General features: G+C 69.4%; 14 protein-coding genes. 5 read left to right on the top strand and 9 right to left on the bottom strand.

The genetic code is table 11. The features are described 5' to 3' along the window. Positions 1–89 precede the first annotated feature (89 nt). Complete coding sequence (locus tag LXT13_RS03395; protein ID WP_233370192.1) at positions 90–1,127, top strand: RNA methyltransferase; 1,038 nt, start codon at positions 90–92, stop codon at positions 1,125–1,127. A 102-nt stretch (positions 1,128–1,229) separates the two neighbouring features. Continuing rightward, entirely contained in the window at positions 1,230–1,829 is a 600-nt protein-coding gene (locus LXT13_RS03390) for a chalcone isomerase family protein (RefSeq protein ID WP_233370191.1), read from the top strand. A 272-nt stretch (positions 1,830–2,101) separates the two neighbouring features. On the opposite strand, the gene LXT13_RS03385 is transcribed toward LXT13_RS03390, so the two are convergent. The 4 genes from LXT13_RS03385 to LXT13_RS03370 form a co-directional block, all read right to left on the bottom strand. Further along, positions 2,102–3,475 (bottom strand): sigma-54-dependent transcriptional regulator, encoded by a 1,374-nt coding sequence (locus LXT13_RS03385; protein ID WP_233370190.1) that lies wholly within the window; start codon positions 3,473–3,475, stop codon positions 2,102–2,104. Beyond that, the gene (locus LXT13_RS03380; RefSeq protein ID WP_233370189.1) at positions 3,462–5,288 is read right to left on the bottom strand and encodes an ATP-binding protein; all 1,827 of its coding nucleotides are present in this window, start codon (positions 5,286–5,288) and stop codon (positions 3,462–3,464) included. Before LXT13_RS03380 ends, LXT13_RS03385 begins: the two co-directional genes overlap by 14 nt. 80 nt (positions 5,289–5,368) lie before the next feature. Continuing rightward, positions 5,369–6,709: an MFS transporter gene (locus LXT13_RS03375; protein WP_233370188.1), complete on the bottom strand. Its 1,341-nt coding sequence runs from the start codon at positions 6,707–6,709 to the stop codon at positions 5,369–5,371. 185 nt (positions 6,710–6,894) lie between these two features. After that, a complete protein-coding gene (locus tag LXT13_RS03370; RefSeq protein ID WP_233370187.1) occupies positions 6,895–8,667 on the bottom strand; it encodes a DUF885 domain-containing protein in 1,773 nt (590 codons plus the stop codon). 137 nt (positions 8,668–8,804) lie between these two features. On the opposite strand from LXT13_RS03370, the gene mfd reads away from it, so the two are divergent. Continuing rightward, complete coding sequence (mfd, locus tag LXT13_RS03365) at positions 8,805–12,269, top strand: transcription-repair coupling factor (RefSeq protein ID WP_233370315.1); 3,465 nt, start codon at positions 8,805–8,807, stop codon at positions 12,267–12,269. Between the two features lie 51 nt (positions 12,270–12,320). Beyond that, positions 12,321–13,028 carry a phosphoserine phosphatase SerB gene (gene serB, locus LXT13_RS03360; RefSeq protein WP_233370186.1) on the top strand — a complete coding sequence of 236 codons (708 nt, stop codon included), beginning with the start codon at positions 12,321–12,323 and terminating at the stop codon, positions 13,026–13,028. 3 nt (positions 13,029–13,031) lie between these two features. On the opposite strand, the gene LXT13_RS03355 is transcribed toward serB, so the two are convergent. The 5 genes from LXT13_RS03355 to LXT13_RS03335 all read right to left on the bottom strand — a co-directional run bounded on the left by LXT13_RS03355 (position 13,032) and on the right by LXT13_RS03335 (position 18,059). Then, complete coding sequence (locus LXT13_RS03355) at positions 13,032–13,247, bottom strand: RNA-binding S4 domain-containing protein (protein ID WP_233370185.1); 216 nt, start codon at positions 13,245–13,247, stop codon at positions 13,032–13,034. Continuing rightward, the gene (locus LXT13_RS03350; RefSeq protein WP_233370184.1) at positions 13,240–14,952 is read right to left on the bottom strand and encodes a thiamine pyrophosphate-binding protein; all 1,713 of its coding nucleotides are present in this window, start codon (positions 14,950–14,952) and stop codon (positions 13,240–13,242) included. The genes LXT13_RS03355 and LXT13_RS03350 overlap by 8 nt, the downstream gene beginning before the upstream one ends. A gap of 18 nt (positions 14,953–14,970) precedes the next feature. Then, positions 14,971–16,074, bottom strand: coding sequence for an AI-2E family transporter (locus tag LXT13_RS03345; RefSeq protein ID WP_233370183.1), 1,104 nt, complete (start codon positions 16,072–16,074; stop codon positions 14,971–14,973). Positions 16,075–16,146: 72 nt separating this feature from the next. Further along, entirely contained in the window at positions 16,147–16,785 is a 639-nt protein-coding gene (locus LXT13_RS03340) for a LysE family translocator (RefSeq protein WP_233370182.1), read from the bottom strand. A 20-nt stretch (positions 16,786–16,805) separates the two neighbouring features. Continuing rightward, complete coding sequence (locus LXT13_RS03335) at positions 16,806–18,059, bottom strand: MFS transporter (RefSeq protein WP_233370181.1); 1,254 nt, start codon at positions 18,057–18,059, stop codon at positions 16,806–16,808. Between the two features lie 70 nt (positions 18,060–18,129). Here LXT13_RS03335 and LXT13_RS03330 point away from each other — a divergent pair, with 70 nt between their 5' ends. Further along, positions 18,130–18,939: an AraC family transcriptional regulator gene (locus LXT13_RS03330; protein WP_233370180.1), complete on the top strand. Its 810-nt coding sequence runs from the start codon at positions 18,130–18,132 to the stop codon at positions 18,937–18,939. Positions 18,940–18,945: the final 6 nt, after the last annotated feature.

The raw sequence follows: 18,945 nt of genomic DNA, 5'->3' as shown, positions 1-18,945 counted from the left end.
CCGCCAGCTTAGGGGCTGCCGCTGTCCGCGCCGATGACATTGGTCAACATCACGCTGCCGAGGGCACGTCGGGGACAATGCTGGCTCCCATGCTGATCTCCGACCTCCGTGACCGCCTGCGCGCGCTCGGCGCCAACCCCGCCCACGAAAGCCGCGTGCTGCGCCATTGGGTGCAGCATCTGCCGATGGACGCCGGCAGACAGCCGCTGCAGGGGTGGCTGCCGAAAGCGCTGATGGATGCGCTGCCCGCGCTGATGGCTGAACTGGACGGCCTCATCGCGGTGCGCAGCGAACATGCCGGCAGCGACGGCCAGTCGGCCAGGCTGCTGCTGGGGCTGCAGGACGGCCAGACGGTGGAAAGCGTGCTGCTGCCGCGCGACGGGGTCTGCGTGTCCAGTCAGGTCGGCTGCGCGGTGGGCTGCCGCTTCTGCATGACCGGCACCGAGGGCCTGATCCGCCAGGTTGGAAGCGCGGAGATCGTCGCGCAGGTCGTGCTGGCGCGGCGCAAGAACCCGAAGCTGAAGAAGGTCGTTTTCATGGGCATGGGCGAGCCGTCGCACAACCTCGCCAACGTGCTGGACGCCATCGAGCTGCTGGGCCGCGAGGGCGGCTTCGCGCACAAGCAGCTCGTGTTCTCGACCGTCGGCGACGAGCGCGCGTTCGCCGTGCTGAACACCGCCGCCGTGAAGCCGGCACTGGCGCTGTCGCTGCACACGACCGATGCGGCCAAGCGCGCCGACCTGCTGCCGCGGGCGCCACGGCTCACGCCGCAGCAGCTCGTCGATGCTGCCGACGCCTACGCCCGCGCCAGCGGCTACCCGGTGCAGTACCAGTGGACGCTGCTGGACGGCGTCAACGACGGCCCCGAGGAGCTGGACGGTATCGTGGCGCTGTTGCAGGGCCGCTATGGGCTGCTGAACATGATCCCGTTCAACAGCGCGCCGGGCCTGCCGTTCAAGCGGCCGGACTGGGAGCGGGCCCGCGCGATCGCCGCCGAGTTGAGCCGCCGCGGCGTGCTGACCAAGCTGCGCGACTCCGCCGGCCAAGATGTCGACGGCGGCTGTGGCCAGCTGCGCGCCCGCGAGGCCGTCGGCCGGCCGGTGCGTGTGGTGAGGATTCACGCGTAACTTCATGTCTCACAGCGGCAATCCAGCCTTCGAGGCGGTGGCACGCAAGCAGAATGGCGGCGCCGCGCGAAGACGGCGCTCCCCACTGGAAGAGACGACGACATGACACCGCTTTCCACCCTGGCCGTGCGGGCCCGCCGGGCCGCCTGCATCGCTGCCGCCACGCTGTGCCTGCAAGCCGCGGCAGCCCCCACCGTGCACAAGTTCGAGCCCACGGCCCAGCTGGGCGGCAGCGCCCTGCTGCTCAACGGCAAGGGCACCCGCGTGCGTATCGTCTTCAAGGCCTACGACATGGGCCTCTACACGACCAAGCGCGTCAGCACCGCAGCGGAACTGCTCGCGCTGCCCGGCCCCAAACGCTTGCAGTTCATCGCGCTGCGCGACCTGCCCGGCACCGAACTCGGTCGCCTCTTCCTGCGCGGCATGAGCGACAACACGCCCCCCGCACAGATGACGCGGCACACGCTGTCGAGCACACGGCTCATCGACATCTTCTCGGGCAAGACCAAGCTCGTGGCCGGTGACACGTTCGCGATGGACTTCGTGCCCGGCAAGGGCACGCAGTTCTACATCCAGGGCCAGCCCCAGGGCGAGCCGGTGGGCGACGACGAGTTCTTCACGCTGGTGCTGCGCATCTGGTTCGGAGATTCGCCAGCCGACGAGAAGCTGCGCGACGCCCTGCTGGACGGCGGCAAGGACTGAGCGCCCCCCGCACGTTCCTCGAATCCGCCACCATGCGCCGCTGGTTCGTCGCCCTGCTCACGCTGCTTGTCGCCGCTCAGGTCTCCTGGTCGGCGCCGCGCTGTGCTGCGTGGACGAGCTGAGCCGGCAGCCCAGCGGCTACAGCCAGATCCTCGCCGGCGAGCAGGCTCACGCCAGCGTGGCCAGCACCTTCTTCGATCTGCTCTGCGCACAAGTCAAGCAGCGTCTCGCCGAGGACGCCCTGCAGTTGGCGAGCGCGCCACCCCTGCGGCTCACCCGCTGCGGTAGGCGTCGGCGTCCAGGCCCAGACGGCGGATGCGGTCGTGCAGCGTCTTGCGAGCCAGGCCCAGCCGCTCGCCGGCCTTGGCGATGTTGCCGCCGCACTCGAAGAGCGCCTGCATCACCCAGCGCCGCTCCATGTCGGCGAGGGCTTCGTCCAGCGGCAGCTGCGGCAGCGCGGCCGGCTGGCTGGCGATGGGCATCGCGGCAGGCGGCGCCTCGTTGACGAGGCCAAGCACCCACCGCTCCGCGAAGTTGCGCAGCTCCCGCACGTTGCCCGGCCAGTCGCGGGCCTGCCAGGCGGCCATCTGCACGGGTGTCCATGCCGGCGCCGGCCGCTGCAGGCGCTCAGCGGCCTGGGCGCAGAAGTGGCTGAGCAGCAGCGGGATGTCCTCGCGGCGCTGGCGCAGCGGCGGCAGCGCGATGCTGGCCACGTCGAGCCTGTAGAACAAGTCTTCGCGGAACTTGCCCTCGGCCGCCAGCGCGAGCAGGTCCACCTTGGTCGCCGCGACGACGCGGCAGGCCAGCGGCACGGCCGTGTTGGCGCCCAGCCGCTCGACGGTGCGCTCCTGCAGCACGCGCAGCATCTTGACCTGCAGCGCCAGCGGCATGGACTCGATCTCGTCGAGGAAGACGGTGCCCTCGCCTGCGAACTCCAGCTTGCCGATACGGCGCTTGTTGGCGCCCGTGTAGGCGCCGGCCTCGGCGCCGAAGATCTCGGACTCGAACACGCTCTCTGGCAGCGCGCCGCAGTTGATGGCGACGAACGCGCCGCGCCCGCCGCCGGCCGCATGCAGCGTCCGGGCGACGACCTCCTTGCCGGAGCCGGTCTCGCCATGGATGAGCACGTCCACGCGCGCCGCGCCGAGCGTGCCGATCAGCGTGCGCACCTGCTCCATCGCCGCGCTGGCGCCCAGCAGACCGCTGGCCGGGCCGGCGCCGCGCTGGTCGTCCAGCTGCGCCTTGAGCCGACGGTTCTCGATGACGAGCCGCCGCTGCGCCAGCGCGCGGCGCACGACCTCGACGAGGTGCTCGGCCGCGAACGGCTTCTCGATGAAGTCCCAGGCGCCGTCGCGCATCGCCTCCACCGCCATGCCGATGTCGCCATGGCCGGTGACGAGGATGACGGGCAGTTCGGGGTCCTGCTCGCGCAGGCCCTGCAGCAGCACGAGGCCGCTGTCGCCGGGCAGCCGCACGTCGCAGACGACGACGCCGGTAAAGCCCGGCTGCAGCCACGCGCGCGCCGCCTCGGCCGACTCGACGCCCTGCGTGCGCAGGCCGGCGAGCGTCAGGCTCTGCGTAGTGGCGAGGCGCACATGCTCATCGTCCTCGACGAGCAGCACATCGGTGGGGTCAGCGCGGGTCATGGACGGATTGTGTGATCGGCAGCCGCAGCGTGAACTGGGCGCCGCCCCCTTCGGAGGGCTGTCGGTTGGCGCCCTGCAGTGAACCGCCCAGCGCATTCGCGATCGACGCCGAGATGGACAGCCCCAGACCCAGGCCGTCGCCCCGCCGCTTGGTCGTGAAGAAGGGCTCGAACAGCCGGGCCTGCACCTCGTCGCTAAGGCCCGGGCCCTCGTCGGTCACCCGCAGCAGCGCGTCGCCGCCGACCACCTCGGCGCTGAGCGTCACCGTGCCGCCGCCGCGCTCGGCGCTGGCGTCGATGCCGTTGCGCAGCAGGTTGACAAGCACTTGCTCGATGCGCACCTGCTGGCCCAGCACCGCCAGACCCTCGGGCACCGGCGGGCAGGCAAGCACGACGCGCTGGCGGCGGGCGTCGGCGCCGACGAGCGCGACGGCTGCCTGGAACGCTGCGGCGACCGGCACGGGCTGCACGCGCAGTTCGTCGCGCCGGGCAAAGCCCTTGAGCTGCGCGACGATGGCGGCGATGCGCTGCGTCAGCTGGTCGATGGCCGCGAGGTTGCCCTCGGCGTCCTGCTGCATGCCGCGCTGCAGGAAGACGCGGGCGTTGTCGTTGAGCGCGCGCAGCGCCGCCAGCGGCTGGTTGATCTCGTGCGTGATGCTGGCCGCCATCTGGCCCAGGACGGCCAGCTTGCCGGCCTGCACGAGATCGTCCTGCGTCGCGCGCAATGCGCGCTCGGTGCGGTGCAGCTCGTCCACGCGGGCCTGCAGCTCGCGTGTGCGCTCGGCGATTCGGGCCTCCAGGCTGTCGTGCGCGGCACGCAGCTCGCCCTGCGCGGCCAGGCGCTCGCGGGCGCGGCGGCGGCGCAGTTGCCAATAGGCCAACGCCAGCAGCAGCGACACCCAGGCCAGCGCAGCGGCCCAGGCACGGCCGGCGGCTATCTGCTCGGCACCATGGATCTCGGTCAGCGACAGCAACGTCCAGCTGCCGCGGTCGACGGCCTGCTCCGTCACCAGCGCCCGCAGCGGCGCAGCGGCCGTGCCGACGCGCTCGACACGCCACGCGCTGGACGCCCGGGACGGCGAGCGCGCCAGCGGTGCCAGCGGCAGGTCGCCGTACTGCTGCGTAGCCTGGAGTTCGGCGCGGGCAGCGGCCGGCAGCGGCGCCAGCGTGCGGTACTTCCAATCCGGCCGGCTGGCGAGGAAGACGACACCCTTGGCATCGGCCAGCATCAGCTCACCGGCGCTGCGCGCCCAGTTGGCCTCCATCTCGTCAAGCGACGCCTTCAGCACGACGACGCCGGTGGCCGCCCCGCGCAGTCGGTGGGCAATGAAGTAGCCTGGCGTGCCGGTCGTCGAGCCGCGCGCGTAGAAGTGGCCGCTGCCGCTGGTCATCGCGTCATGGAAGTAAGGCCGGTAGGCGTAGCTCTGGCCGACGAAGGTCTGTGCGTCGCGCCAGTTGCTGGAGGCCAGCGTCAGCCCCTGCGCATCGACGAGGAAGATGGCCGCCGCCGCCGCATCCCGCGCCACCGCCTCCAGCAGCGCGTTGACCTCGGCGACACGCGCGGCCGAACGCGGTTCGGCGAGCAGGCCGGCCAGCGCCGGGTGACGGGCCAGCACCTGCGGCAGCGCCTCGTACTTGTCGAGCGCGCCGGTCAGCTCGTGCGCGACGAAGCGCAGATGGCGCCGGGCGTCATCATGCGTCTGCGCGAGCGCGGCATCCAGCGACAGTCGCCAGGCGCCCCAGGCTACGGCCAGACCGCCGAGCGTGGCCAGCACCAGCAGCGCCACGCTGCGGCGCCAGCCGGGGGCCGTCATGGCCTCACGCATGCCGCGGCGCCCTGGGGTCGGCGCCGGGTCGTTCGTAACGGGCCCGCGTGTCCGCCGGGCCCGGGGCCTCAGGTTTCAGCATCGATGCGGGAATGCTTGCGCGTGTCGCGCATCAGCAGGTAGACGAGCAGCGAGCAGGCGATCACCGCGGTAGCGTACCAATAGAAGCCGCTCTCCATGCCCTGCTGCTTGAACCACAGCGCGATGTATTCGGCGCTGCCGCCGAACACCGACACCGCGATGGCATAGGGCACGCCCACGCCGGTGGCACGGATGGAGGCGGGGAACAGCTCGGCCTTCACGACCGCGTTGATGGACGTGTAGCCGCTGACGATGAGCCAGGCGCAGGCGATCAGGCCGAACGCCTCCCAAGGGCCCTGGGCGTGGCGGATGGCCGTCAGCAGCGGCACGGTGAAGATCGTGCCCAGGATGGCGAAGCTCAGCAGCAGCGGCTTGCGGCCGATGCGGTCGGACAGTGCGCCGTAGATCGGTTGCAGCAGCGCGGCGAACACCAGCGTCGCCGCGGAGACGGCCGTCGTCTGGCCATCGGTCAGGCCCACCGACAGCTTCAGGAACTTCTGCATGTAGGTCGTGTAGACGTAGAAAGCCAGCGTTCCGCCCATCGTCAGGCCGATGACGATGAGGCATTCGCGCGGGTGCTGCATCAGCAGCTTGAAGCCGCCCATGCGATCCTTGTTGTTGGCACGCTGCTTCTCGAACACCTGCGTCTCGGGCAGGTCGGAGCGCATGATCAGCGCCACGATGGCCAGCGCCGCGCCGATGAAGAACGGGATGCGCCAGCCCCAGGCCTTCAGCTGGGCCGCGTCGAGCACGAAGTTTTGCAGCACCAGCAGCACGACGAGCGCCGTCAACTGACCGCCGATCAGCGTTACGTACTGAAAGCTGGAGTAGAAGCCGCGGTGCTTGGACGTGGCCATCTCAGACAGGTATGTCGCGCTGGAGCCGTACTCGCCGCCCAGGCTCAGACCCTGCAACAGGCGTGCGACGAGCAGCAGCACGGGCGCGCCAACGCCGATGCTGGCGTAGGTGGGCGAGCAGGCGATCATCAGCGAGCCGCCGCACATCAGCAGCACCGACAGCATCAGCGCGCGACGGCGGCCGTGGCGGTCGCCGATGTAGCCGAACAACAAACCGCCGACGGGCCGAATGAAGAAGCCCAGCGCGAAGATGGCCGCGGTGGACAGCGATTGCGCCACCGGGTCGCTGGACGGGAAGAACGACGACGCGAAGTACAGCGAGAAGGCCGCGTAGCAATAGAAGTCGTACCACTCGACAAGGTTGCCGATGGAGCCGACGAAGATGGCCTTGACGCGCTTGAGCTCGATGTGGTCCGGCGCAGCGGCGCGGCCGGCCGACGCCGTGGCGGCGGGGGTGAAGGTGGCTGGCATGTTGTCTCCTGGGTCTGCCCGCGGGCGCCATGCCGGCGGGCTTGTGGACCCGGAAAGAGCAGTTCGCGTGCCAGGCCGGCCACCCCCGTTGAACCGCCTCAAGCCAACGAAGAACGGCGAAAACCCGCCACATCACGCCACCCTGGAGCCGCCGCCGGCGACAATCCGCCACCGGCGGGCCGGCGTCAGCGCCGCGTTTTGACCCAGTCCATCACCAGTTCGCGCAGCACCGGCAGCGGCACCTGGCCAGCCGTCAGCACGACGCGGTGGAAACCCTTGACGTCGAACTTGGGGCCCAGCGCCTTTGCCGCCTCGGCGCGCAGCCGCGTGATTTCGAGCTGGCCGATCTTGTAGCCCAGCGCCTGGCCGGGCCAGGCGATATAGCGCTCGACCTCGGACACCACGTCGCTCTCGGCCATGGACGAGTTGTCCAGCATGTAGCGGATGGCGCGCTCTCGCGTCCAGCCCTTGGCATGCAGGCCCGTGTCGACGACGAGGCGCATTGCGCGCAGCTGCTCGTCCGACAGCCGGCCATACCACTGGTAGGGGTCCGTGAAGAGGCCCAACTCCTTGCCCAGGCTCTCGGCGTAAAGCGCCCAGCCTTCCACATAGGCCGTGTAGTGGCTGCCGAAGCGGCGGAAGGCCGGCAGCGTCGTGTCCTCCTGCGCGATGCTGATCTGGAAGTGGTGCCCCGGCGAGGCCTCGTGCAGCGACAGCGTCTCCATGCCGAAGATCGGCTGGGCCTTCAGGTTGAAGGTGTTGACATAGAAGATGCCGGGCCGCGAACCGTCGGCCGAGGGCTCTTGGTAGGAGCCGCCTGCGGCGCTCTCGGCGCGGAAGGCCTCGACCTCGCGCACCTCGTAGTCGGCCTTGGGCGCGATGTCGAACAGCTGGGGCGTCAGCGCGTTGATCTTCTTCTGCAGCGTGCGGTAGCCGTCGAGCAGGTCCTGCGGCCGCGTGAAATAGAACTTCGGGTCTTCCTGCATGTACTTGAAGAAGGCCCTCAGGTCGCCCTGGAAGCCCACCTGGCGGCGCACCGCTTCCATCTCGCCGCGGATGCGAGCGACCTCCTTCAGCCCCGTGGCGTGGATCTGGTCGGCCGTCAGCGGCAGCGTCGTGTTCTGCCGCACGCGGTAGGCGTACCAGGCCTTGCCATCGGGCAGTGCCGACCACGCCGTGCTCTGGCGCGCCTTGGGCAGGTACTCGTCACGCACGAAGGCGAGTTGGCGCGCATAGGCCGGCAACACCTGGTCAGCAAGCAGCTTGCGCAGCGCGGCGGTGAGACGCTCGCGGTCGGCCGCCGGCACGGCGTCCGGGAAGTTCTTGATCGGCTCCCAGAACAGGCTCTGCTCGGGCGCCGCCACAGCCAGCGCGGTCAGCTGCGGCAGCACCTTCTGCATGACGGCACGCGGCTGCGTAACGCCAGCCTTCAGCCCCTCGCGCATGTTGGCGAGGTTGCCGTCAAGCACGGGCACGGCCAGTGCCAGGCGACTGAGCCAGTCGTCGTAGTCCCGGGTGTTGCGGAATGGCTGGATGGATTGGCCCGACCCCATCTGCGCCAGGAAAGCGGCCAGGCTGCCGATCTGGCTGATGGGCTGCATCCAGTCCGGGAAGCGCTGGCCAGCCAGGTCCTGCTCCAGGTCCAGCTTCAGCATGCTGTACGAGACCTGGTCCTTCGGCTCCAGGAGAGCCTTGTCGAAGCCGGCCAGTGCCTGCAGCTGCTCCTGCAGTTCGCGCCGCACTTCGGCGCGGTAGGCGGCGGTCGTGTCGTCGATGAAGCGGTCGTTGTAGCGCGGGTCGCCGATGGACGTGGCCAGCACCGGGTTGCGCTGCAGCGTCAGCTCCCACTGGGCATCCAGCCACTCGTGGAAGCGCTGGCTTTCGGTGGGCGCGGCAAGTGCAGGCAGGGCGAGGGTGAGCGAAGTCGCGAGCAGGCTGATGGCGTGGCGGCGGTGCATGGGTTCTCCGGGTAGGACGGCCTGCATGCTATCGGCGGGCCGCCAGAGAGCCAAAGGACATGGCGTCCCTAAAATCCCCACCAGCCCCGCTCCGGGGCTGTCGTCGTTTGTAGCGCCTCCAGGCCCCCCGCCCCATGATGTTGTCCTCGCTGCCGGCCATCCAGCCCGGCAAGAAGTTCACCCATCCCCGCCCCACCGGCTCCGCCGACGCGTTGCTGCTCGCGCGTTTCGTGCAGCAGCAGCGCGAGGCCGGGCGGCTCGCCGCCGTCTTCACCGCGGAGCCGGGCGACACGCAGCGGCTCGAAGACGAGCTGAAGTTCTTCGCCCCCGGGCTGAAGGTCGCCGTGTTCCCGGACTGGGAGACGTTGCCCTACGACAGCTTCAGCCCGCACCAGGACCTGATCTCCGAGCGCCTGGCGACGTTGTGGGAGCTGCTGCAATCCAGCAAGACGAACACCATCGACGTGGTGCTGATGCCGGCATCCACGGCGCTGACCCGGCTGGCGCCGCCCAGCTTCCTGGCCGGCACCACCTTCAACTTCAAACAGAAGCAGCGGCTGGACGAAGCGTCGCTACGTTCGCAGCTGACGCTGGCCGGCTACACGAATGTCAGCCAGGTCGTGCAGCCTGGCGAGTACGCCGTGCGCGGCGGCCTCATCGACCTGTTCCCGATGGGCTCCAACGTGCCCTACCGCGTGGACCTGTTCGGCGACGAGGTGGATTCCATCCGCGTCTTCGACCCCGACAGCCAGCGCAGCCTGTACCCGGTGCCGGACGTGCGGCTGCTGCCAGGCCGCGAGTTCCCGATGGACGAGGCAGCGCGCAAGGCCTTCCGCAACCGCTGGCGCGAGAAGATGGAGGGCGACCCGACCAGGTCGCGCATCTACCGCGACATCGGCGAGGGCATCGCCTCGGGCGGCATCGAGTACTACCTGCCGATCTTCTTCGAGCAGACGGCGACCGTCTTCGACTATCTGGGCGCCGAGGCCGGCCTGGCGCTGCATGGCGAGGTGGACGACGCCATCCAGCGCTTCTGGACCGACACCAAGGAACGCCACCGCTTCCTGCAGCACGACCCCGAACGGCCGCTGCTGCCGCCGCAGGAAATCTTCCTGACGGCCGAGGACTTCTTCGGCCTGACCAAGCCACACGCGGTGCTGTCGGTACGCGGCAGCGAGCCGGTGGATTTCGCCCGTCCGCTGCCCGACGTCAGCGTCGAGCGCGGCACGCAGGAGCCGATGGCACGGCTGGAGGCGCACCTGAAGGCCACCCCCCACCGCGTGCTGCTGGTCGCCGAGAGCGAAGGTCGGCGCGAGAGCCTGCTGGAGCAGCTGCGCGACAGCAAGATCGACCCGCCATCGGTCAAGAACCTGGCCGAGTTCTGGGCGGGTGATGAGAAGTACGCCATCACGGCCGCGCCGCTGGCTGCGGGCTTCTTCTGGATGGATGACGAGCACCCGGTGCAGCTCATCACCGAGACCGAGCTGTTCGCGACGACGCCCACCACGCGCCGGCGACGCAAGCAGGAGCAGGTCAGCGACGTCAACGCGCTGATCAAGGACCTGTCCGAGCTGAAGGTCGGCGATCCGGTCGTGCACATCAACCACGGCATCGGGCGCTACCAGGGCCTCGTCAACATCGATGTGGGCGACGGGCAGAAGAGCGAGTTCCTGCACCTGGAATACGCCGACAAGGCGACGCTGTACGTGCCGGTTGCGCAGTTGCACCTGATCGGCCGCTACACCGGCGTGTCGCCAGAAGAGGCGCCGCTACACAAGCTCGGCTCCGGCCAGTGGGAGAAGGCCAAGCGAAAGGCCGCCGAGCAGGTGCGCGACACGGCTGCCGAGCTGCTGAACCTCTACGCTCGCCGCGCCGCCCGCGAAGGCCATGCCTTCCGCTACTCCGGCCACGACTACGAGGCGTTCGCAGCGTCGTTCGGCTTCGAGGAAACACCCGACCAGCGCGCCGCCATCCACGCGGTTATCCAGGACATGATTACGCCCAAGCCGATGGACCGCCTGGTCTGCGGCGACGTGGGCTTCGGCAAGACCGAGGTGGCGCTGCGCGCGGCCTTCGTCGCGGTCATGGGCGGCAAGCAGGTCGCCATCCTGGCGCCGACGACACTGCTGGCCGAGCAGCACTACCAGAACATCGCCGACCGCTTCGGCGCCTGGCCGGTGAAGGTCGCGGAGATGAGCCGCTTCCGCTCGGCCAAGGAGATCAAGGCGGCGATGGAAGGCATCGCCGACGGCACGATCGACATCGTCGTCGGCACGCACAAGCTGCTGTCCGCCGAGGTCAAGTTCAACCGCCTGGGCCTGCTCGTCATCGACGAGGAACACCGCTTCGGCGTGCGCCACAAGGAGGCGATGAAGGCGATGCGCGCCGAGGTGGACGTGCTGACGCTGACCGCGACGCCCATCCCCCGCACGCTGGGCATGGCGCTGGAGGGCCTGCGCGACCTTAGCGTCATCGCCACGGCGCCGCAGCGCCGCCTCGCCATCAAGACCTTCGTGCGCGCCGAGAGCAGCGGCACCATCCGCGAGGCCGTGCTGCGTGAGCTAAAGCGCGGCGGCCAGGTCTACTTCCTGCACAACGAAGTAGAGACCATCGAGAACCGCAAGCAAAAGCTGGAGGAGCTTGTCCCGGAGGCGCGCATCGTCATCGCCCACGGCCAGATGCCCGAGCGCGAGCTGGAGCTCGTCATGCGCGAGTTCGTCGCCGGCAAGCACAACCTGCTGCTGTGCTCCACCATCATCGAGACTGGCATCGACGTGCCAAGCGCCAACACCATCATCATTGCCCGCGCCGACAAGTTCGGCCTGGCTCAGTTGCACCAGCTGCGCGGCCGCGTCGGCCGCAGCCATCACCAGGCCTATGCCTACTTGATGGTGCCGGACCTGCAGGGCCTGACCAAGCAGGCCACGCAGCGTTTGGACGCGATTCAGGCCATGGAGGAACTGGGCTCGGGCTTCTACCTCGCCATGCACGACCTGGAGATCCGCGGCGCCGGCGAAGTGCTGGGCGACAACCAGAGCGGAAACATGATGGAGGTGGGCTTCCAGCTCTACAACGACATGCTCAGCGAGGCCGTGCGCGCGCTGAAATCAGGCCGCGAGCCCGACCTCCTCTCGCCCACCGGCGCCTTCTCCACCAACACCGAGATCAACCTGCACGCCCCCGCGCTGCTGCCCGACGCCTACTGCGGCGACGTGCAGGTGCGCCTCTCGCTCTACAAGCGACTGGCCACAGCCGAGAAGCCCGAGCAGATCGACACGATGCTCGAGGAGATCACCGACCGCTTCGGCAAGCTGCCAGCGCAAGGCCAGACGCTGTTCGACCTGCACCGCCTGCGCGTGCTGGCCAAGCCCTACGGCGTCATCAAGGTCGACGCCGCGCCGGCCATCATCAACATCAACTTCCGCCCCAACCCGCCCATCGACCCGATGCGCGTCATCGAGCTGGTGCAGAAGAACCGCAACATCAAACTGGTCGGCAACGAGAAGCTGCGCGTGGAGAAGGCGCTCAGCAGCCCGCAGGACCGGGCACACGCGGTGCGTGAGGTGTTGAGGCTGCTGGGTCAACCGGTGAAGGCTGGCTGAGCAGGGCCGCCGGGATAATGCGGGCCTCCGTGCCCGCTACCTCCTGCCCTCGTGACCTCTGCTGCTTCTGAAGGCCTCGTCCTGCGCGACGGCCCCGCCCTGCCTCCGCTGTCGCACTTCAAGCTCGCTGCCTTCGACATGGACTCGACGCTGATCAGCATCGAGTGCATCGACGAGATCGCCGCGCTGGCCGGCAAAGGCGCCGAGGTCGCGGCCATCACCGAGGCCGCGATGCGCGGCGAGATCACCGACTTCAAGGACAGCCTGCGCCGCCGCCTCGCCATCCTCGCGGGCGTGCCTGCCACCGTGCTGGACCGCGTGCTGGCCGAGCGCCTGACCTTCAACCCAGGCGCGCGTGAGCTGTGCGCGGCGCTCAAACGTGCCGGACTCAAGCTCGTGCTGGTCTCCGGCGGCTTCACGTTCTTTACGCGCTACGTCGCGGCGGAACTGGGCATGGACTTCGTGCGCAGCAACGAGCTGGAGATCGTCGACGGCGCCCTCACCGGCCGCGTCGTCATGCAGGACTGGGGCGACATCTGCGACGGCGAGCAGAAGCGGCTGATGCTGCTGGCCCGCTGCGAGGACATCGGCTGCCGCCCCGACCAGGCGATCGCCGTCGGCGACGGCGCCAACGACCTGCCGATGATGGGCGCGGCCGGCCTGTCCGTGGCCTATCACGCCAAACCCAAGGTCCGCGAGCAGGCCCGCGTTGCGATCAACGACGGCGGGCTGGACCGCCTGCTCGAACTGCTGCGCTGACGCTCAGCCCGCGGTCAGCACCTTCACCTGCTGGCCGTCAAAGTCGACCACCTGACCGGCGCGGATCTTGGCTGTCTTGCGCAGTTCGACCTGGCCGTCCACCCTGACCTCGCCAGCCGCGATCAGCACCCGCGCGCGGCCGCCGCTCTCGACGAGGCCCAGGGCCTTGAGCAGCTTGTCGAGCTCGATGTAGTCGCCGCGGAGTTGGAGTTCAAGCATGGTTCTTCTTCTGTGCCGCTTCACGAATGGCCGTAAGCGTGGAACGGGAGGTGGAGACGTCGCTGGACAGGCGCAGGTGCAGTAGCGCCGGCCGGCCCGACGCGATGGCCGCGTCGAGTGCGGGGCCGACCTGCGCCGTGCTCTCGGCCTTGAAGGCCGCGAAGCCGAAGGCCTCGGCGAGCATGGTGAAGTCGGGATTGAACAGGTCGCTGCCGGACACGCGGCCTGGGTACTCGCGCTCCTGGTGCATGCGGATGGTGCCGTAGGTACCGTTGTCGACGATGACGACCAGCAGCTTCCTGGCGCCATAGCCCGTGGCCGTCGCCAGCTCCTGGCCGGTCATCAGGAAGTCGCCGTCACCGGCGACGTTGACGACCCAGCGGTCCTGAAGCAGTGATGCCGCGACCGCGGCGGGCACGCCGTAGCCCATCGCGCCTGAGGTTGGCGCCAGCTGCGTCCTGCCGAAGCGGTGCAGCGCCGTGTAGCGATGGAAGCGGTGCAGCCAGCCGCTGTAGTTTCCGGCGCCGTTCGTGAAGATGGTGCCCTCAGGCAACTTCTCGTCGATGAGGCGGATGACCTCTGCCATGTCCAGCGGCGCCACGGGCGTGGGCTGCAGGTTGGCGCGGTAGTCGGCGTGGGCCGCGACGGTCCAGTCGCGCCAGGGGATGTCGGCGGGCGGCGACAGCAAGGCCAGCGCAGGGGCGGCTTGGCTCATGCTGGCGTTGATGAGCAGCTCGGCGGTGTAGACGCGGCCCAGCTCCTCGGCGCCAGCGTGAATGTGGATGAGCTGCTGAGCGGGGCGCGGCGCCTGCAGCAGCGTGTAGCCGCCGGTCGTCATCTCGCCCAGGCGCGGACCGACGGCGAGGATGAGGTCGGCCTCCTTCACACGCGCCGCCAGCCTGGGATTGATGCCGATGCCGACATCGCCTGCGTAGTTCGGGTGGCTGTTGTCGAACAGATCCTGGAAGCGGAAGGCGCAGCCGACCGGCAGTTGCCAGCGTTCGGCAAAGTGCTGCAGCGCCTCGGTCGCCTCGGCCGTCCAGCCGCCGCCGCCGGCGATGACCAGCGGCCGCTTCGCCGCGACCAGGCGTTCGCGCAGCTCGGCCAGGGCGGCCGGCGTCGGCGCGGCTTCGGCTGGACGCGCGGGCGCGACGATGTCGGCCGTGATGGCCTGGGTCAGCATGTCTTCGGGCAGCACCAGCACGACCGGCCCGGGCCGTCCCTGCATCGCCACGTGGAAGGCCCGCGCGACGTACTCGGGCAGCCGCTCGGCGTCGTGCACCTCGCCCACCCACTTGGCCATACCCAGCGTGCCGGGGCCAAACATCTGGCGGTAGTCCACCTCCTGGAATGCCTCGCGGTCGCGCTGGTCGCTGGCGACCTGGCCGATGAACAGGATCATCGGCGTCGAGTCCTGGAAGGCAGTATGCAGGCCGATGCTGGCATTCGTCGCGCCAGGGCCGCGCGTGACGAAGCAGATGCCTGGGCGGCCGGTCAGCTTGCCTTGCGCCTCGGCCATGAAGGCGGCGCCGCCTTCCTGCCGGCAGGCGACGAAGCGGATCTTGTCGCGGTACTCGTGGAAGCCATCGAGCACGGCCAGGTAGCTTTCGCCAGGGACGCCGAATGCGGTGTCGACGCCCTGCTCGATCAGCGCCGCCACCAGCTTGTGGCCGGCGAGGACTGGGGTGGGAGCTTGTCTAGTCATGTGAGAACTGTAGCGGGCTCATTTGGGCGGCGCATCCGGCGAATCCACCGCCAGCGCCTCTTCTCGCGCCGTCGCGAACAGGTCCCACGCGGCCATGAACATCGCCGCGATGACCGGTCCGATGACGAAGCCGTTGATGCCGAAGATGGCCATGCCGCCCAGCGTGGAGATCAGCACGAGGTAGTCCGGCATGCGCGTGTCCTTGCCCACGAGGATAGGCCGCAGCACGTTGTCGACGAGGCCGATGACCAGCACACCGTAGACGATCAGCGATACCCCCTGCCAGATCGCGCCGGTGACGAGGAAATAGACGGCCACAGGCAGCCAGATCAGCCCGGCCCCCACCGCCGGCAGCAGCGACAGGAATCCCATCAGCACGGCCCACAGCAGCGCGCCCTTGATGCCGAGGAACCAGAACGCTACGCCGCCCAGCGCGCCCTGCGCTGCCGCCACCAGGATGTTGCCCTTGACGGTTGCTCGGATGACGGTGATGAACTTCTCGGCGAGATGGCGCCGGTGGCCGGGCGCCAGCGGCACCGCGGCGCGGATGCGTGCGCTCAACGCGAGACCATCGCGCAGCAGGAAGAACGCGAGGTAGAGCATGACGAAGAAACCGACGACGAAGTCCAGCGCGTTCTGCCCGGCGCTGTAGACCTGGCTGGCGATCATCTGGCTGCCCCGGCCAATGGCTTCGGTGATGCGGGCCTGCAGCTCGTCCAGGTCGGTCAGCCCGAAATGCGCCAGAAGGTCGTGCAGCCAGACCGGCAGCACCGCCACGACCTGCTCAAAATAGCGCGCGAAGTTGGTCTCGCCGGACTGCACGCGCTGATAGAGCGCCGCACCCTCTTTGACCAGCATGCCGGTCAGTAGCATCAGCGGCAGCACGACCATCAGCAGCACCAGCGAGATCGTCGCCAGCGCCGCCAGCGTGCGCCGGTCGTTCCAGCGCCGGGCCAGCCGCAGGTAGACCGGCATGAAGACGATGGCGATGACGGCGCCCCAGAAAACGGCCCCGCCGAACGGCAGCAATACCCAGGCAAATGCGATGGTGACCGCCACCAGCAAGGCCAGGAAGGCGTTGTGCTCCAGCACGGGCGAGGTGACGAAGTGCTTGAATTTCATGCGGTGCGGCAGCGCGGCCCAAGGATGGCAGTGCCATGCATGGTAGGGCCGCCATCGCACCCGGGCCGGTGATCAGGCCGCGGAGCGCTGCTGGCTGATCAATCGGATGGCCAGCGCGCCCAGCACCACGCCCATCAGATGGCGCTGCACCGCCAGCCAGACCCGGTGGCGTGCAAACCAGCGCACCATGCCGGCGGCGAACAAGGTCACCGCCAGATTGACCGACGCCCCGATGCCCACCTGCGTGGCGCCAAGCATCAGGCTCTGGGCCAGCACGGCCCCGTCCTTTGCCACGACGAACTGCGGCAGCACCGACAGATAGAACATCGCCACCTTGGGGTTGAGCACGCTGGTCAGCAAGCCCATCGCGAAGAGCCGCGCCGGCCGCTCCATCGCCATCGGCCGCGGCTCGAAGGGTGACCGTGCACCCGGCCGCAACGCTTGCCAAGCCAGCCAGAGCAGGTACAGCCCGCCAGCGAACTTCAACACCTCGTAGCCCAGCGGCACGGCCAGGAATAGCGCCGTCAGGCCCAGCGCGGCGCAGACCATGTGCAGGCCGAAACCCAGCACGACGCCCAGCCACGACAAGACGCCTGCCTTGCGCCCCTGGCACAGCGCCCGCGAGATCAGGTAAATCATGTTCGGCCCCGGCGTAACCGCCATCAGCAGCGCCGAGCCGGCGAACAGCAGCCAATGCGTCGCGGACGGCATGGCAGGCGGTCAGGCGGCGGTCAGGCGGCAGCTGCGACGCGGCGCCGGGCCACGCCCAGGCCCACCAGCCCTGCGGACCCGATGCCCAGCAGCAGTGCCAGCGCCGAGCCGGCAAACACGCCGCGCGGCAGACCGTGGTCCAGGATGGCGCCGAACACCGGCGCGGCAATGGCAAAGCCGATGTCCAGTCCCGAGTACACAGTGCCGTAGACGCGGCCCGTCGCGCCGGGCGGCGCAGCGCGCTTGATGAGCATGTCGCGCGACGGCCCGGCCAGGCCCGTGCCGAAGCCGGCCAGCGCAGCGATGGTCGCCGCCAGGCCGCCCGGCAGCCAGCCGCTGGCCGTCAGCAGCAGCAGGCCGGCGGCCAGCGCCAGGGCGAGCGCGATGGTGCGCTCCAGCTTTTCGGCGCGCGCGACGAGGAAGCCGCCGCACACCATGCCGGCCGCGCCGGCCAGCATGTAGCCGGTCACCACATAGGCCGTCAGCGTCAGCGGCAGCCCGTAGATCTGGTGCAGCGCCGGGCTGGCAAAGCTCTGGATGGCGGAGAGCGCTGCGGTGCTCCAGAAGAAGAATGAGAAGCACAGCCACACCGACGGCAGCTTCAGGAAGGCCATCGGATGCTCCTGCGGAGCGCCCGCGGCCGGCTTGGCGTGGCCCCACGAACCCTGGCGGTCGTCGATGGCGTCGCGCTGCCAGAACAACAGCGCCAACACGGCCAGCGCCACGAGCGCCGTGCCCAGGTAGGCCAGCCGCCAGTTGCCGGTCGCCTCGGCGATGCCGATGGAAAAGACCGGCGCCAGTGCCCAGCCCAGGTTGCCGCTGATGCCATGCACGGAGAACGCGTGGCCCAGCCGCGGCTGCGAGACGCGCTTGTTCAGGATCGTGAAGTCCGCGGGGTGGAAGGGTGCGTTGCCGCAGCCCGCCAGCGCCGCGGCCAGCATCAGCCCGCCGAAGCCCTGCGCCAGCCCAGCCGCCACCGAGGCCAGGAAGAAGCTCGCCATCGCGGCGAACAGCACCGGCCGCGCACCGATGCGGTCGACGACGAAGCCCGACAGCGCCTGGCCGGCACCGGAAATGACGAAGAAGGTCGTCACCAGCAGGCCCAGCTCCGAATAGCTCAGCCCGAAAGCCTGAATGAAGGCCGGGAACAGCGGCGGCAGCAGCATGTGGAAGAAGTGCGAGCTGCCGTGGGCGATGCCGATGGTGGAGATCGTCGTGACGTCGCGCCGGCGCTGCTGGCCGGCATCGAGCGTGGAAGCGAGGGAAACGTTCATGTTCCGCACTGTAGAAAGCGGCGCAGCGGCGCAGTTACGATGGTTCGTCAATTTCTGTCGAAAATCAGCCATGCCGCCAGCGACCCACGCGCCCATCCTTTCGCCCGGCGGCTTCACGCCCACGGACGAGCGGCCGCTGCGGGCCAAGAGCCGGCAGCTGGAGCACCGCGCCGACATCCAGCCGCACCGCCACGACTGGGCGCAGCTCGTGTTCTCCGTCTCCGGGGCCGTGCGCGTGAACACCGAGGCCTCGACCTACATCGTGCCGCCGCAGCGCGCGGTCTGGATTCCGCAGGGTCTCGTCCATGCTGTCACGGCCATCGAGCATTGCGACCTACGTACGGTGTACCTGCATGGCTCGCTGTTGACCGGCGCAACCTGGCAGACGGGTCGGGTGCTGGAGGTGTCGCCGCTGCTGCGCGAGCTGCTGCTGGCCCTGCCGACGCTGCCCGACCCCGAGCCGGCGCCCGCGGCCGCCGAAGAGAGGCGGCGGCGCAGCATCGAGCAACTGGTGATCCTGGAACTGCAGCGGGCCCGCCCGCTGGCCCTCGGCGTGGCGCTGCCCGCCGATGCGCGGCTGCGCCGGCTGTGCGAAGCCATGTTGCGAGAGCCGGGCCGCCACGCCGGCCTGGAGGACTGGGCGCTGGAGGCGGGCTACAGCCCGCGCACGCTGAGCCGGCTGTTCCGCGAGCAACTGAGCACCAGCTTCGCGCAATGGCGCTCGCAGTTGCTCCTGGCGCACGCGCTGACGCTGGCCGCGCGCGGGCGGCCGATGAGCGTCATCGCCAGCGAACTCGGCTATGCCAGCGCCAGCGCATTCACGGCCATGGTCACGCGGACGGTGGGCATGCCGCCCAGCCGGTTCTTTGAGAGCGCCTGACGTCCG

Origin of the sequence: Pelomonas cellulosilytica, from assembly GCF_021353265.1 — a bacterium.
Lineage (GTDB): Bacteria > Pseudomonadota > Gammaproteobacteria > Burkholderiales > Burkholderiaceae_C > Pelomonas > Pelomonas cellulosilytica.
Note: the sequence above shows the minus strand (reverse complement) of the source record. Positions and strands in the feature narration are given on the sequence as shown.